The 13,395-nt window shown below is 69.7% G+C and carries 15 protein-coding genes; 6 read left to right on the top strand and 9 right to left on the bottom strand.

Annotation, left to right across the window (positions count from 1 at the left end; all coding sequences use genetic code 11):
* Nucleotides 1–51: 51 nt before the first annotated feature.
* The 5 genes from AB0J78_RS09695 to AB0J78_RS09675 all read left to right on the top strand — a co-directional run bounded on the left by AB0J78_RS09695 (nucleotide 52) and on the right by AB0J78_RS09675 (nucleotide 5,631).
* Nucleotides 52–1,056 carry a Gfo/Idh/MocA family oxidoreductase gene (locus AB0J78_RS09695; protein WP_363788300.1) on the top strand — a complete coding sequence of 335 codons (1,005 nt, stop codon included), beginning with the start codon at nucleotides 52–54 and terminating at the stop codon, nucleotides 1,054–1,056.
* A 147-nt stretch (nucleotides 1,057–1,203) separates the two neighbouring features.
* Nucleotides 1,204–2,724, top strand: coding sequence for an amino acid permease (locus AB0J78_RS09690; protein ID WP_363788299.1), 1,521 nt, complete (start codon nucleotides 1,204–1,206; stop codon nucleotides 2,722–2,724).
* 116 nt (nucleotides 2,725–2,840) lie between these two features.
* Nucleotides 2,841–3,434 carry a hypothetical protein gene (locus AB0J78_RS09685; protein ID WP_363788298.1) on the top strand — a complete coding sequence of 198 codons (594 nt, stop codon included), beginning with the start codon at nucleotides 2,841–2,843 and terminating at the stop codon, nucleotides 3,432–3,434.
* A complete protein-coding gene (locus AB0J78_RS09680) occupies nucleotides 3,323–4,042 on the top strand; it encodes a cytochrome P450 (RefSeq protein WP_363788884.1) in 720 nt (239 codons plus the stop codon). Before AB0J78_RS09685 ends, AB0J78_RS09680 begins: the two co-directional genes overlap by 112 nt.
* Nucleotides 4,036–5,631, top strand: a complete 1,596-nt coding sequence (locus AB0J78_RS09675; RefSeq protein ID WP_363788297.1) for a PQQ-binding-like beta-propeller repeat protein — start codon at nucleotides 4,036–4,038, stop codon at nucleotides 5,629–5,631. Before AB0J78_RS09680 ends, AB0J78_RS09675 begins: the two co-directional genes overlap by 7 nt.
* Before the next feature lie 172 nt (nucleotides 5,632–5,803).
* Here AB0J78_RS09675 and AB0J78_RS09670 read toward each other — a convergent pair whose 3' ends face one another.
* Both AB0J78_RS09670 and AB0J78_RS09665 read right to left on the bottom strand, forming a co-directional pair.
* Nucleotides 5,804–6,007 (bottom strand): DUF397 domain-containing protein, encoded by a 204-nt coding sequence (locus tag AB0J78_RS09670; protein ID WP_363788296.1) that lies wholly within the window; start codon nucleotides 6,005–6,007, stop codon nucleotides 5,804–5,806.
* Between the two features lie 13 nt (nucleotides 6,008–6,020).
* The gene (locus tag AB0J78_RS09665; protein ID WP_363788295.1) at nucleotides 6,021–6,857 is read right to left on the bottom strand and encodes a helix-turn-helix transcriptional regulator; all 837 of its coding nucleotides are present in this window, start codon (nucleotides 6,855–6,857) and stop codon (nucleotides 6,021–6,023) included.
* A 124-nt stretch (nucleotides 6,858–6,981) separates the two neighbouring features.
* On the opposite strand from AB0J78_RS09665, the gene AB0J78_RS09660 reads away from it, so the two are divergent.
* A complete protein-coding gene (locus AB0J78_RS09660) occupies nucleotides 6,982–7,200 on the top strand; it encodes a hypothetical protein (RefSeq protein WP_363788294.1) in 219 nt (72 codons plus the stop codon).
* Here AB0J78_RS09660 and AB0J78_RS09655 read toward each other — a convergent pair whose 3' ends face one another.
* From AB0J78_RS09655 to AB0J78_RS09625, 7 genes are all read right to left on the bottom strand, one after another.
* Nucleotides 7,201–7,608 (bottom strand): VOC family protein, encoded by a 408-nt coding sequence (locus AB0J78_RS09655; RefSeq protein WP_363788293.1) that lies wholly within the window; start codon nucleotides 7,606–7,608, stop codon nucleotides 7,201–7,203.
* Nucleotides 7,605–8,468, bottom strand: coding sequence for a helix-turn-helix domain-containing protein (locus tag AB0J78_RS09650; RefSeq protein ID WP_363788292.1), 864 nt, complete (start codon nucleotides 8,466–8,468; stop codon nucleotides 7,605–7,607). The genes AB0J78_RS09655 and AB0J78_RS09650 overlap by 4 nt, the downstream gene beginning before the upstream one ends.
* 36 nt (nucleotides 8,469–8,504) lie before the next feature.
* Nucleotides 8,505–8,762 carry a hypothetical protein gene (locus AB0J78_RS09645; RefSeq protein ID WP_363788291.1) on the bottom strand — a complete coding sequence of 86 codons (258 nt, stop codon included), beginning with the start codon at nucleotides 8,760–8,762 and terminating at the stop codon, nucleotides 8,505–8,507.
* Between the two features lie 18 nt (nucleotides 8,763–8,780).
* The gene (gene tal, locus AB0J78_RS09640) at nucleotides 8,781–9,878 is read right to left on the bottom strand and encodes a transaldolase (protein WP_363788883.1); all 1,098 of its coding nucleotides are present in this window, start codon (nucleotides 9,876–9,878) and stop codon (nucleotides 8,781–8,783) included.
* A 63-nt stretch (nucleotides 9,879–9,941) separates the two neighbouring features.
* The gene (locus AB0J78_RS09635) at nucleotides 9,942–11,303 is read right to left on the bottom strand and encodes a hypothetical protein (RefSeq protein WP_363788290.1); all 1,362 of its coding nucleotides are present in this window, start codon (nucleotides 11,301–11,303) and stop codon (nucleotides 9,942–9,944) included.
* Nucleotides 11,303–12,397, bottom strand: a complete 1,095-nt coding sequence (locus AB0J78_RS09630; protein WP_363788289.1) for a hypothetical protein — start codon at nucleotides 12,395–12,397, stop codon at nucleotides 11,303–11,305. The genes AB0J78_RS09635 and AB0J78_RS09630 overlap by 1 nt, the downstream gene beginning before the upstream one ends.
* Nucleotides 12,398–12,480: 83 nt before the next feature.
* Nucleotides 12,481–13,305, bottom strand: coding sequence for an SAM-dependent methyltransferase (locus AB0J78_RS09625; protein WP_363788288.1), 825 nt, complete (start codon nucleotides 13,303–13,305; stop codon nucleotides 12,481–12,483).
* Nucleotides 13,306–13,395: the final 90 nt, after the last annotated feature.

Raw genomic sequence — 13,395 nt, 5'->3', positions numbered from 1 at the left:
CCCTACGCTGCACGCGTTGCGCCGCATCGAGGAGTCTGCGAGGGATCACCGATGAACCAGCCGGTGGCGTGGGGCGTGCTCGGCTGCTCCGGAATCGCCGAACGACGAATGCTCCCCGCGCTGCACGGGATCGAGGGTTCCCGAGTCGCCGGGGTCGCCAGCCGGGCGCCGGCCAGGGCCGAGCGCTTCGCCGCCGAGCACGGTGGGACCGCGATGAGCTACGAGGAGATGATCGACTCCTCGGCAATCGACGCGGTGTACCTGTCACTGCCGAACTCGCTGCACTTCGAGTGGGCGCGACGCGCGCTGCGCGCCGGGAAGCACGTGCTGTGCGAGAAGCCGATGACGATCTCCGCCGAGCAGACCGGTGAACTGGTGGCGCTGGCCGCCGAGCGAGGGCTGCTGCTGCGGGAGAACTTCGCGTTCCAGCACCATCCGCAGCACGAGGTGGTGCGCGAGCTCGTCGAGCGCGGACGGCTGGGCCGGTTGCGGACCTTCAGCTCGGCCTTCGGCGTTCCGTCGCCGCGCGCCGGGGACATCCGCTACGACCCCGAGCTGGGTGCGGGATGCCTGCTCGACGTCGGGGTGTACCCGATCCGGGCCGCGCAGCTGATGCTCGGCGAGGGGTTGACGGTGGCCGGTGCGACGTTGCGGGTCGACACCGACACCGGTGTGGACATGGCAGGGCACGCGCTCCTGGTGTCGGAGAACGGGGTTTTCGCCGACCTCGAGTTCGGCTTCCAGCACGCCTACCGCTCCCGCTACGCGCTGTGGGGCGATGCGGCGCACCTGAGCCTGGAGCGCGCGTTCACCCCGCCCGCCGAGCACCGCCCTCTGCTGCGGCTGGAGGAGAAGGACCACGTAGAGGAGTTCACGCTCGACGCCTCGCACCAGTTCCGCGATTCGCTGGCCTCCTTCGCCGGGGCGGTGCGCGAAGGCCGGACGCCGGAGATCGAGCGGTCCTGGCTGCGCGGTGCGCGGGAGACGGCGCGGCTGGTCGAGGCGATCCAGGAGACCGCGGTGCGGGTCAGGCAGCGGGGCGCGGTCCCGTCCTGACCTCGGTCGCGGCGCGCGGGTTCCACCCAGTGGTTCGAACCGGTCACGCACTCACAACGCTCCTGCTCGCGGTCTCGACATCCCCATACCTCCGGCTTACCTTCCAGGCCGTTCGTGTCCAACGGCCGTACTAGGAGGATGGGGACAGTGCCTCGTACTGGGCTGCTGCGGACGAAGTCCGTGGAGCAATCGCGCGCCGACACCGATGAACCGGATACTCGGCTGCGCAAGAACCTGTCTGCTTTCGATCTCGTGATGTTCGGTGTGGCCGTCACCATCGGCGCCGGCATCTTCACCATGACCGCTCGGACCGCCGGAAACATCGCCGGTCCCGGTGTGGCTCTCTCCTTCGTGATCTCGGCGATCGCGTGCGGGCTCGCGGCGTTGTGCTACGCCGAGTTCGCCTCGACCGTGCCCGTGGCGGGCAGCGCGTACACGTACTCGTACGCGACGTTCGGCGAGTTCATCGCCTGGATCCTCGGCTGGGACCTGCTGCTGGAACTGGCGCTGGGTTCGGCCGTCGTCGCCAAGGGCTGGTCGGAGTACCTGCAGGAAGCGCTCGGGTTGCTCGGCATCCAGGCCAAGACCACGGTTTCGCTGGCCGGGTTCGACTTCGACTGGGGCGCGGTGGTGCTCACCCTGCTCCTGACCACCGTGCTGGCCGTGGGCATCAAGCTCTCCGCGCGGGTCACGCAGGTCATCACGCTCATCAAGATCGCCGTGGTGCTGCTGGTGATCTTCGCGGGCCTGCAGTGGATCAACACGGCCAACTACACACCGTTCATCCCGGAGCCGACCGGCGGTGACTCCAGCGGGGGCGGGCTCGAGCAGTCCCTGTTCTCCCTGATGCTGGGCGGTTCCACGAGCAACTTCGGCGTGTTCGGCATCTTCGCCGGTGCGGCCATCGTGTTCTTCGCCTTCATCGGCTTCGACGTCGTGGCCACCACCGCCGAGGAAACCCGCAACCCGCAGCGCGACATGCCCCGCGGCATCATGGGATCGCTGGCGATCGTGACCGTGCTCTACGTCGCCGTGGCGCTGGTCGTGACCGGCATGGTCTCCTACAAGGAACTGGCCACCAAGCCCGACGGCACCAAGGCCACCCTCGCGACCGCGTTCACCTACCACGGCCAGACCTGGACGGCGAGCTTCATCATCATCGGCGCGCTGGCGGGTCTGACCACTGTGGTCATGGTGCTGATGCTGGGTCAGATCCGCGTGCTGTTCGCGATGTCCCGCGACGGCCTCGTTCCCCGCGCGCTCGCCAAGACCAGCGATTCCACGGGAACGCCGGTGCGCGCCACGGTCCTCGTCGGCATCTTCGTGGTGATCGCCTCCGGGTTCTTCCCGGCGAGCAAGCTGGAGGAGATGGTCAACGTCGGCACCCTGGCGGCGTTCATCATGGTGTCGGTCGGCGTGATCGTCCTGCGCAAGACCCGGCCGGACCTGCCGAGGTCCTTCCGCACCCCGCTGGTTCCGCTGGTCCCGGTCCTCGCGGTGCTGGCGTGCCTGTGGGTGATGGTGAACCTGACTGCGATGACCTGGGTCCGGTTCCTGATCTGGATGGCCGCCGGTCTGCTGCTCTACTTCGTCTACGGCTACCGGAACTCGCGGCTGGCACAGCAGGAACGCGAGCAGTCCAAGGGAGCGGTGGCGGAAACCCCGTAGGCACCACGATCGACGCGAGCGCCCTCGCCGGTTTCCGGCGGGGGCGCTCTCGCATCTCGGTCGGACACCCTTGGTACCTTGGTTAAGTCACGCGACTTAACCAAGGGGGAACGCTCGTGCCCGAGGCAACCGAGCCCGCCGTCATCGAGGTCAGCCGCCGCCGGAGCGGATTCGGTCCGGCTCCCGACGTGGAGGCCGTCCGCGACGGCGCCGGAATCGTGCGGGCGCCCACCCCGTTCGGGCCGCCCTCGTGGCTGCTGACCCGCCACGAGGACGTGCGCCGGATGCTCGGCGACACCACCGGTTTCAGCAACGGATGGACCACCGCCGACCTCGTCGGTGGCGCGACCCGCGACCCGCGCCACCTCTCCGGCGACGGCAGCGGGAACCTGCTGTCGATGGATCCGCCGGACCACAACCGGCTGCGGCGGATGCTCACCCCGGAGTTCACCGTCCGCCGGATGCGCCGCATGGAGCCGCGCATCACCGAGATCGTCGATGAGCACCTGGACCTGCTGGAACGACACGGCAGCCCGGCGGACCTGGTGGCGCAGTACGCGCTGCCGATCCCGTCGCTGGTGATCTGCGAGTGCTGGGCGTGCCGGTCGCCGACCGCGACGAGTTCCAGGAGCGCACCCGCAAGCAGCTCGACCTCACCGTCTCCGACCAGGACAAGGTCGAGCTCGGGCGCGAAGCGCAGGCGTACATGACCGACCTGGTCGAGCGGGCCCGCCGCGATCCCGGCGACGACCTGATCGGGATGATGATCCGCGAGCACGACGAGGAACTCACCAACGCCGAGCTCATCGGCGTGGCGAACCTGCTGCTCGTCGCCGGCCACGAGACGACCTCCAACATGCTCGGACTCGGCACACTGGCGCTGCTGCGCCACCCCGAGCAACTGGCGGCGGTGCGCGACGAGCCCGAGTCGGTTCCGGGCGCGGTCGAGGAGCTGATGCGGTGGCTGAGCGTGGTCAACTCCGGTTCGCCCCGGCTGGCCACCCGCGACGTGGAGCTCGGCGGCGTGACGATCCGGCGCGGTGATCTGGTGTCGTTCAACCTCCCTGCCGCCAACCGGGATTCAGGCCTGGTGGCCGAGCCGGAGCGCTTCGACATCGCCCGCCCCGCCAGCCCGCATCTCGGGTTCGGTCACGGCATCCACCACTGCCTGGGCGCTCCGCTGGCGCGGATGGAGATGCGCATCGCGTTCCCGGCGCTGCTGCGGCGGTTCCCGACCCTGCGGCTCGCGGACGAGGAGATCGCGTGGGCCAGCGATCACGCCATCTACGGACTCAAGGAGCTCAAGGTCGCATGGTGAACACGCGCTTCCCCGGCTTCGGCACGCCGCGAAGCGAACGCTGGTCGATGAGCAGGCTCAACCCGCCGAGCCCGCTGTGGGGGTCCAACGGCATCACCTTCGGACCCGACGCGCGGCTCTACGTCGCGCAGTTCCTGGCCGGGCAGATCAGCGCCGTCGATGCGACCACGGGCGAGGTCGAGGTCGTCGTTCCCGCCGACGGCCCGGTGCAGGCACCGGACGACCTGGCCTTCGGCTCCGACGGTTCGATGTACATCGCCGACATCACCCCGCAGCGGGTGTGGCGCCGCTCCCCCGACGGCGAGTTCACGTTGCTGTCGGAGGAGATCCGGGTGCCCAACGGCATCACCTGCGTGGGCGACCGGCTGTTCGTCAACGAGATGCGGCCGGGCGGGCGCGTCGTGGAGCTGCTGCCCGACACCGGCGAGATCGTGGTGCTCGCCGAAGGTCTGGCGATGGGCAACGCGATGCAGCAAGGCCCGGACGGTTCCCTGTACTACCCGCACATGATGACCGGCCAGGTCTGGCGGGTCTCCCCGGACGGCGGCGCACCGCAGGAGGTCGCCGACGACGTGCACGAACCGGTGGCCGTGCGCTTCGACCACGACGGCGCGCTGGTGGTGCTGTCGCGGGGCCTGACGGGAATCGTCACCCGCATCGACCCGGACACCGGACGCCGCAGCACCATCGAGACCGGTGTGGCGGGCATGGACAACGCGGCGTTCGACCGGGAGAACCGGATGCTCGTGTCCAGCTACGGCAGCGGTGGCGTGACCCAGGTCGACGCGCTGGGCACCCGAACGGTCGTGGGCCGGGGGCTGCACGGTCCGTTCGGCGTGGCCGCCGACGACGCGGGCCGGGTCTACGCGGGCGACCACTTCCGGCTCGCCGACGGAGATCTGGTGACCGGGGACCTGATCCAGCCGGTCGCAGGCGGCGCCTGCCACGGCGTCGCCGCAGGTGGCGGGCTGGTGCACATCACCTCGATGCACGGCGACGTGCGGACCTTCGACCCCGAGACCCGCGAGGTCCGGATGCGCGTGAAGGACCTCGCCGAGCCCACCGGCATCGCCATCACCGAGAACGGGCTGCTGGTCGCCGAAACCGGTGCGGGCCGGGTGATCCTCATCGACGACTCCGACGCGGTGACCCCGATCGTCGAGCTCCCGCACCCGGTGGACGTCGCGCTCGACGGCGAAGGACGCCACTACGCCTCGGACGATTCCCTCGGCGCGGTCGTCCGCATCGAGGACGGTTCGGTCGTGACCGTCGTGGACGGCCTCGACCAGCCACAGGGCATCACCGTCGACGAGGACACCCTCTACGTCGTCGAGGTCGGCGCCAAACGCCTCGTCTCCATCGTCCTCACCACCGGCGAAACCCGAACCGCGGCCTCGTCCCTCCCCGTAGGCCTCCCACCAGGCCTCCACCGCGAAGACCCGGCCCCCACCCTGTTCCCCCCGGCCAGACCCCGTCCCTTCGCAGGCCTCACCACCACCGCGAACGGGTGCCTCCTCCTCGCCGCCAACGGCGAGGGCACGGTCCAACTCCTCACCCCGCACGAGCAGTCCCCGCCCCAGTGCACCTGAGCAGCACTTTTGGGAATTTCGCGCGAAATTGGACCGCCGAAGTTCGCACTCGAATTTCGCGCGAAATTCGAATCCCCGCCGCGGAAGCCCGTTGTCGTGCGTCACTCGACGTGATGGTCCGCGCATGAGAAACGCCCCCGTTGACGCGGGGCGTTTCTCGTGGGCGAGGGGTTCAGCGGTCGAAGCGACCGGACTTGATCGCTTCGACGAAGTGCTGCCACTGCGGGGCTGTGGTGGTGAAGTGACCGGCGGTGCGGTTCTTGGTGTCGCGGACCGCTGCTCCGGAGTCGGAAGTCCGGCCGACCTCCACGCAGTTCTGCGCCCCCTGGCTGCGACTGGACGTCCGCCAGCCCGTGACCGACTGAAACGGGCGCATGGTGACCACTCCACTAGGTCAGTTCCTTGATCCTCCGATCCAGCATCTTGACCGATGCTCGGTCGGACGCTGCGATCATCCGCAGGGTATCGAACGCTTTGACGTAGCGATCCGTATGGGCGGGTTTGTCGAGGTAGTCACCGCTCGTGAGCGCTTCGGTGTAGACGAAGGTCGCCGACGGCTCGTCCAAGTGCAACAGCGTCCAAGACGACCCGAGCGCGACGTGCTCTCCCGCGTCGAAAGGCAAGACCTGAACGGTGACGTTCGGCCGCGCTGCCGCTTTCCGAAGGTGCTGAAGCTGGTCACGCAGCACGCCACGACCACCGACCTGCCGGAAGAGAGCGGCTTCGCCGACCACGCACCACAGTTGCGGTGCGTCCTCACCGAGCACGCGATCGGCCCTGCGGACCCGTTCAGCCACGGCCGGTTCGACGTCTTGGGTCTCGTCGAGGGGGTTGGACAACGAAGCCCGCGCGGTGTGCTCCGTCTGCAACACGGGAGGAATCACTTCGGGGTCGTAGTACTTGATCTCCGCTGCTGCGCCTTCGAGGGCTACGTAGGTGGCCGCCCAGTCCGGGACTCTGGCGGGCTGATCCCTGCGGCGGGCTTCCTTGGCGAGAGCTCGCAGGCGGTCGGCTTCGTCCTGGTCGTCGAGGCCGAAGAGCCGGACGAGTTCGTTCACCTCGGCCGCGGAGACCGTGAGGTTGCCGGACTCGACCTTCTGGAGCTTGCCGACGTACCAGTCGAGCGTCTCGTTGATCTCCTTGGACTTCACGCCCGACCTCTCGCGCATCGCGCGGAGCATCAACCCGACCTGCACACGCCGGACCGCCGGCCACGTCTTCGACATGGATCCGGATCTTGCACCAGTCCGACTCCGGCAATCAAGCAGATCAACCTATTGGGTTATCGCGAGTTGCAATTGCAGTTCGCTACCTTGCATCCCAAGCTGATCACGAGCGAGAGGACTGGGGATGCACACCGAGCAGGCGCAACGGCACTTCTGGCTTCCGATACCCAACGAGAACGTACCGGGCGGCGTGCGCCACGCGTTCCGCGGAGCCCGCTGGGAGGGCCTCGCCTCGGCCGAGGCGGTGTGCGGCCAACTCGTCGCCATGGCCCAACCCAGCGAGCTCGACTGGATCTACTTCCCCACCTGCGCGGAGTGCAACTCCCGCCTCAAGGGCGAGTGATCACGGGCGCGGTTCGCCCCGGTAGTAGCCGAAGGACCAGAGATTGCCCTCCGGGTCCCGGACTCCGAACTCGCGGTTGCCGTACTCCTGGTCCGCGATCTCCCTGAAGATGTCCGCGCCCGCCGCGCGCACGCGTTGGTAGAGCGCATCGGGATCTTCGGTCACCACGTACATCCCGGCCGTGCCGGGTTGGCGGGACCAGTCGTTGCCGGGCTTGTAGGAGCCGAGCATGATGCCGCCGCCCTCGGGCCAGTCGAGCTGGGCGTGGGCGACCTGATCCCCGTCGGTGTACGCGGCGGTCTTGATGAAGCCGAGCGTGTTCACCAGGAAATCGATGAGCGCGGGTGCGTCGTGTGCTTGCAGCGTTGCCCACACCGTGGGTGCGGGTCTGGTGTTCGTCGTGGTCATGCTGGGAATTCTTCCGCCGGTTGCCCCGCGCCGGCTTGGATGTTTCGGAGCTCCGCGGCGATCCACCGGCTCGGGCTCGACCCGGCGTACTGGTTGAAGTCGCGCACGAGATGCGAGTGGTCGTAGTAGCCGCACGAGTGCGCCACGGCCGCCAGGTCGAGCGGAGCCCCTGCTTGGACGGCGTGGGCGATGCGCTGCCGGGCGTGCTCGAAGCGCATCAACCGCGACGCCGCCTTCGGCGAGACGCCGAGCTCGGCCTTGAACACCGACGTCAGCTGCCGTTCCCCGAGGTGGACGTGCCGGGCGAGCGCGCTCATCGAACCGGTGCCGCGGTGCCAGGCGATCCACTTCCACGCCTCCGCCACCTCCGGGCGCGCGCCCGAGGTCACCTCCGCGGTGTTCGCCCGCAGGTAGGTCACCAGGGCGGCGAACCGCTCGGGCCACGTGGTCAGTTCGGCGAGCCGCTGGCGCAGGTCCTCGACACCGCTGCCGAGGACGTCCCGCGCGTCGATCGCTCGATCCCGCAGTTCCGCCGCCGGGACGCCGAACATCCGGCGCAACGCCAGCGGGCGGACGGCGAGCTGGATGCCGCTCTGCACCTCGGGCTGAGCGATGTAGGCGGGACGGGTGTGCAGGCCCCCGAGCACCAGATGCGTGCTCTCGGCGTCGTCGCCGGAGGGCTGGAAGCCCGAGATCACCGGCTCGTCGAAGGTCAGCACGAGCGTCAACGCGGGCGACGGCATCCCCACGTGCAGGCACGGCCGGTCCAGGCGGGAGCTGTAGCCGACCGCCGAGACGACGGAGTCGGGCAGCAGCCGCCCGCCCTGGACGAACCGCCACTCCTGAGCCTGTTGGGTCACCTCGCCCATTGTCCGCCCACCACCGACAGCAGCCCGCTAGTCGGTTTCCGGGCGTTCCTCGGCGATGCGTTCGTCGAGGGTCCGGCCCTCGCGCTGCTCGCGCGGCGTGGGCCGCTCCCGAGAGGTGGCCGACCAGCCCTCGGGCGGTTCGACGCCGCGCTCCAGCGGGTCGGTACCGAGCTCGTCCTCGTCGAGGTCTTCGGCCGACTGCAGGTTGGCCGGGTCCTCCGGGTCCTGCGGGTCGGGCTTGGTCTCGTTGGGCGTGGGCGTGGAAGCATCCACGGGATCAGACATCTCATCCTCCTCTGTGGACTACCCGAGCCGATCGGCGACGGTGCCGAGGAGTTCGGTCCAGGACTTCTCGAACTTGTCGACGCCTTCGGTCTCCAGGGCGATGAAGACGTCGTCGAGGTCGATGCCGGCCGCGGCGAGGTCGTCGAAGACCTTCTGCGAGGCCTCGGCGGTGCCGCTGACCAGGTCGCCGCGCACGTCGGCGTGGTCGGCGGTGGCCTGCAGCGTCGACTCCGGCATGGTGTTGACCGTGTTCGGCGCGGCGAGCCCGTCGACGTAGCGGGTGTCGGAGTAGGACTTGTCCTTCACCCCGGTCGAGGCCCACAGCGGACGCTGCGCGCGAGCGCCCTCGGCCTGCAGCGCCTTCCACCGCTCGGAGGAGAAGACCTCCTGGTAGGCGGCGTAGGCCAGCCGGGCGTTGGCGATCGCGGCCTGCCCGCGCAGCGGGTGGCCCTCCTGCATCGCGTCCAGCCGCTTGTCGATCTCGGCGTCCACGCGGGAGACGAAGAACGACGCCACCGACTCGATGCTCGCCAGGTCGTGGCCGTTGGCCTTGGCCTGCTCCAGACCGGCCAGGTAGGCGTCCATGACGGCCTCGTAGCGCTCGACGGAGAAGATCAGCGTCACGTTGACGCTGATGCCCTCGGCGATCACCTTCGTGATCGCCGGCAGGCCCGCCACCGTGGCCGGGATCTTGACCATCAGGTTCGGCCGGTCCACGGCCTTCCACAGATCGATCGCCTCGGCGACCGTCTTGTCGGTGTCGTGCGCCAGCCGCGGATCGACCTCCAACGACACCCGCCCGTCCACACCACCGGTGGACTCGTGGACCTTGCGGAAGATGTCCGCAGCATCCCGCACGTCATCGGTGGTGATGATGCGGGCGGCCTGGTCCGTGGTCACGCCCGCCTTGGCGAGCTCGTCGAATTGCCGGTCGTACTCGGGTTCCTTCGACAGCGCGTTGGCGAAGATCGTCGGATTGCTGGTCGCGCCCACCAGGCCGTAGTCCTCGATGAGCTCGTCGAAGCCACCGGACCGGATCCGGTGGCGCGACAGGTCGTCCAGCCAGATCGACACGCCGACGTCGGTCAACGCCTTCAGGTTCGCGTTCGCCACCAGGCGTCCTCCAATCCCACTCGGGCTCCCCACGGCCTACCCGCTCACCCCTCGCGCCATGCGTGCTCACAGGCGCACGTTCGGCCCCCGGAGCAGCGATTCCGCTTCGTGGAACGACATCTTCGGCAGCTCGTCGCGCGGGGGGACGCGGGTGAGCGCGCGGTGCGCGCGGACCAGGCCCGCGAAGTCCCTCGGGTAGGCGGCCGGATCGGCTCCCAGCAGCGTGCCGAACCGGCGGGCGCGACCGACGAGGTGCTGCCAGGTCTCGATCGGGGCGAGCCCGATCGACTCGGTGCCGTGCGAGAACAGCATCATCCGGATCTCGTCGTAGGACACCGCGTCCAGGTGCTCGCGCAGGGTTTCCGGTGAGCGCCCCGCGTTGAACGTCAACCAGAACGGCACCGAACCCGTGCGCAGCGCCCAATGCGGTTCCAACAGCAGGAACGTCTCCACCAGCAAGCGGTCGACCGGCATGCCGTGCGCGGCGTACCAGTCGCGGTGCAGCTCGGCCACCGCCGGGCTCAGGTCCTCCGGGTGGCCGAATCGCAGTCTGCGCACCGGAAAACCCAGTGCGTCCAGGTCATCGAGGAGTTCCGGCTCGAAACCCCACTCCGCCTCCGGCCGTCGCTCGTCGGGCTGCGGCGGGTTCCAGGAGCCGTGCTCGGAGCCGTAGCTGCGCAGGAACTCCCGCACCCGAGGCCCACCGGTGAAGTACTCCTGCTCGTCGGCTCCGCCGAGCGCGCCGAACTGGAACACGTGCCGCTCATCGACCCTGGTCACCGGCCAGTCCAGCGCGCACTCCGAGGTGACCACGACGCCGTCCGGAGCCAGGTGCTCGCGGATGAACCGGCGGTAGGCCACCGGCAGCCGCCGCCACTTGACCCGGAAGTAGGACATGCCGGCGATCATCAGCCGGTCCTGGTTCGGGTCGTGCATGTGGTGCAGCACGAGTTCCGGGTTCATGCGCAACAGCTCGCGTCCCGGATGCCTCCCGGCCTCCAGCTCGGCCGCCGGGTCGTCGCGGTCCACACCGCTGCGCCGGACCGGGATCAGCAGCGTCTGCGGCAGCCACGGCGCGTCCAGCGCGGCGGCCAGGTGCATGAGCGCGCCGTTGGAGGAGCCGATGAACACCACCGGATATCTGCGACGCGGGTAGTGGTCGACGATCCACTCGGCGAGGTCATCGGCATCGATGTCGGCGAGCCTGCCGGGCGAGACCGCCTCGCCGACGCCGCTGACCGCGTACACCTGGTCGGCCAGCGACCTCGGCAGCCGGTTCACCCCTTCCAGCAGCGCCGAGATCACCGGCACCGCCGCGCGCGGAGCCGCACCCAGCGCGGGCGCGTCCTGCCCGGCCAGGCAGTGCGACAGCGCGCGCAGCATGCCGGTCGACGAGTCGAACGAGGCGACCGCGCGGCTCGGCCGCATCACGGCGCCCGGTACCGCAGCACCGCGCCGATGCCGCCGGTGAGGTCGATGGCCTCGGGTTCGGTGATCACCAGGTCAGCACCGGTCCCGGCCAGGGCGCGCACGACGGCCGCGCTAGCGGGCGCGTCACCGATGATCTCGCTCCCGGTGTCCTTGAGCGCGCGTTCGTCCGCGGCCAGCTCGGTGGCACCGGCACCGATGTGCAGGTCGCCCGCGTGGTCGTCGGCGGTCCACAGCAGCGTGCGGACCTGCCCGCGGCGCAGGGCCTCCACGGTGTCCTGCCAGCCCTCCACCGCGCGTTCGCCTCGGCCGCTCTCGCGCTGGAACTCCTCGACCACCTCGGCGACCTCCGCGTCGTGCACGGTGCGGGTCACCTCGTGCCGCAACCCGTCGGCCGACTCCTGCCGGGAAGCCGGTTCGATCACCAGACCCTGGTGATCGCCCAGCAGCGAGTGCACCATGGCGCGTTGCTGGTCCTCACCGGTGAGCACGATGGCCTGCACGCCCATCTTGCCCGCGCGTTCGGTGATCTGACCGGCCACCGCCTCGGCGTTGCGCTTCCAACGCTCCTCGACGGCCATGTGGAACCGCTGCTGGTTCTCCTGCTCGCCCGCGTGGGTCTTGTGCACCGGATGCGTTTCGCCGTCGATGCGGACCCGCGTCGTCTCCCCGGATCCCGAGACCACCGTCAGGTCGGCGCCGGTGTGATCGACGTCGGCCGCCAGGAACGGCACCCGCGTCAGGCAGCGCCGCAGGTAGGGCAACAGGTGCGGGACCGGGCCGACGTGGGCCTGGTCCTCGGTCGGCAGGTCGGTGGGCGGCTCGGGCAGTTCGTCCTGCAGCACCACCTCGGCGCCTTCGCCGACGAGCACCTGCCCCCGCTGACCGGTTTGCGCGTGGTGTTCGCGCACGTGATCGGCGATCGCTTGGACGGTGGCCTCGTCGGCTCCCTGCTGCTGCAACCGCTCGCGGATCGCTCGCCACCGCAGCTCGATCGCCTTGTCAGCGTCCTCCGCGTCCGCCGAGGTGTCCAGGTAGGCGGTCACGAAGGGACCGGGCCGTTCGTAGACGTGCTGGAGGGTTCCCGTCTCCACGGCTACATCACCCTGTTCTGCTGCACGGGATGCCCCCGCAACGCGGAGGCCGTGCCCGAAGAATCCCCGGGTGGTGCAGACGTTTAAACCAGGCGGCCGACAGCGGCGTAGGCGTTGGCGCGGGCGATGTCGTCCTCGGTGGGAGGCAGGTCCGGGTGCCACGAGGGCGTGGGCACCAGGCCCGGCGGGATGAGTTCGTAGCCGTGGAACAGCTCGGCGATCTCCCCCGGCGGGCGCCACCGCACCGGGGTCGGTGTCCGGGCCATGACCTCTTCGGCCGCGGCGACCTGCTCATCGGTGGCGGCGAGCTGCGAGATGTGCGTGGCGGCCAGGTAGCTGCCCGGAGCGCAGGCGTCTCGGTAGGTGGCGGTGAGCGCGGTGGCCTCGTCCTGGTCGGGCACGAACGGCAGGATCGCGACCGCCAGCACCGCCACCGGCCGCCCGAAGTCGATCTTGGCGACGCCGTTGGCGTTCAGCACCGACTCCGGTTCGCGGATGTCGGCCTCGTCCATGGACACCATCGGGTTCTCGCCGAGCAGCGCTCGCGCGTGCGCGACCGCGACCGGTTCGTGGTCGACGTAGGCGATGCGGGCCTGCGGGTTGTGCTGGTGCGCGATCTCGTGCACGTTGCCGACGGTGGGGATCCCCGAGCCCAGGTCGAGGAACTGGTCGATCCCCTGACGCACCAGGTGATCCACCGCGCGGTGCAGGAACGCCCGGTTGGCGACCGCGTAGTCGCGGGCGTAGGGCATCGCTTTCAGCCCGGCCTCGGCGGCTTCGCGGTCGACCGCGAAGTTCGTCGACCCGCCCAGGTAGTAGTCGTACATCCGCGCCGAGTTCGGGCGATCGACGTCCACGCCCTTCGGCTCCGGCAGCACCAACACGCCTCCCCACACCGGCGACCGCAACCTTGTCAGGGTACCGAGCCGCCTAGCGGCTCGGGTACCCCCGAGGCCCCGCCGGTCGGGGTTTCGCAGCAGGGGGCGGTTTTGGCCCGA

It is taken from the genome of Saccharopolyspora sp. NPDC049426 (assembly GCF_040676935.1).
GTDB lineage: Bacteria > Actinomycetota > Actinomycetes > Mycobacteriales > Pseudonocardiaceae > Saccharopolyspora.
This window is presented reverse-complemented; position numbering and strand designations above follow the sequence as displayed.

Coding starts and splice junctions, on each gene's coding strand:
- AB0J78_RS09645 (WP_363788291.1), bottom strand. CDS start 8,762: ATGTCTGATCCCGTGGATGCTTCCACGCCCACGCCCAACGAGACCAAG.
- AB0J78_RS09665 (WP_363788295.1), bottom strand. CDS start 6,857: ATGTCGAAGACGTGGCCGGCGGTCCGGCGTGTGCAGGTCGGGTTGATG.
- AB0J78_RS09695 (WP_363788300.1), top strand. CDS start 52: ATGAACCAGCCGGTGGCGTGGGGCGTGCTCGGCTGCTCCGGAATCGCC.
- AB0J78_RS09655 (WP_363788293.1), bottom strand. CDS start 7,608: ATGACCACGACGAACACCAGACCCGCACCCACGGTGTGGGCAACGCTG.
- AB0J78_RS09675 (WP_363788297.1), top strand. CDS start 4,036: ATGGTGAACACGCGCTTCCCCGGCTTCGGCACGCCGCGAAGCGAACGC.
- AB0J78_RS09660 (WP_363788294.1), top strand. CDS start 6,982: ATGCACACCGAGCAGGCGCAACGGCACTTCTGGCTTCCGATACCCAAC.
- AB0J78_RS09670 (WP_363788296.1), bottom strand. CDS start 6,007: ATGCGCCCGTTTCAGTCGGTCACGGGCTGGCGGACGTCCAGTCGCAGC.
- AB0J78_RS09635 (WP_363788290.1), bottom strand. CDS start 11,303: ATGCGGCCGAGCCGCGCGGTCGCCTCGTTCGACTCGTCGACCGGCATG.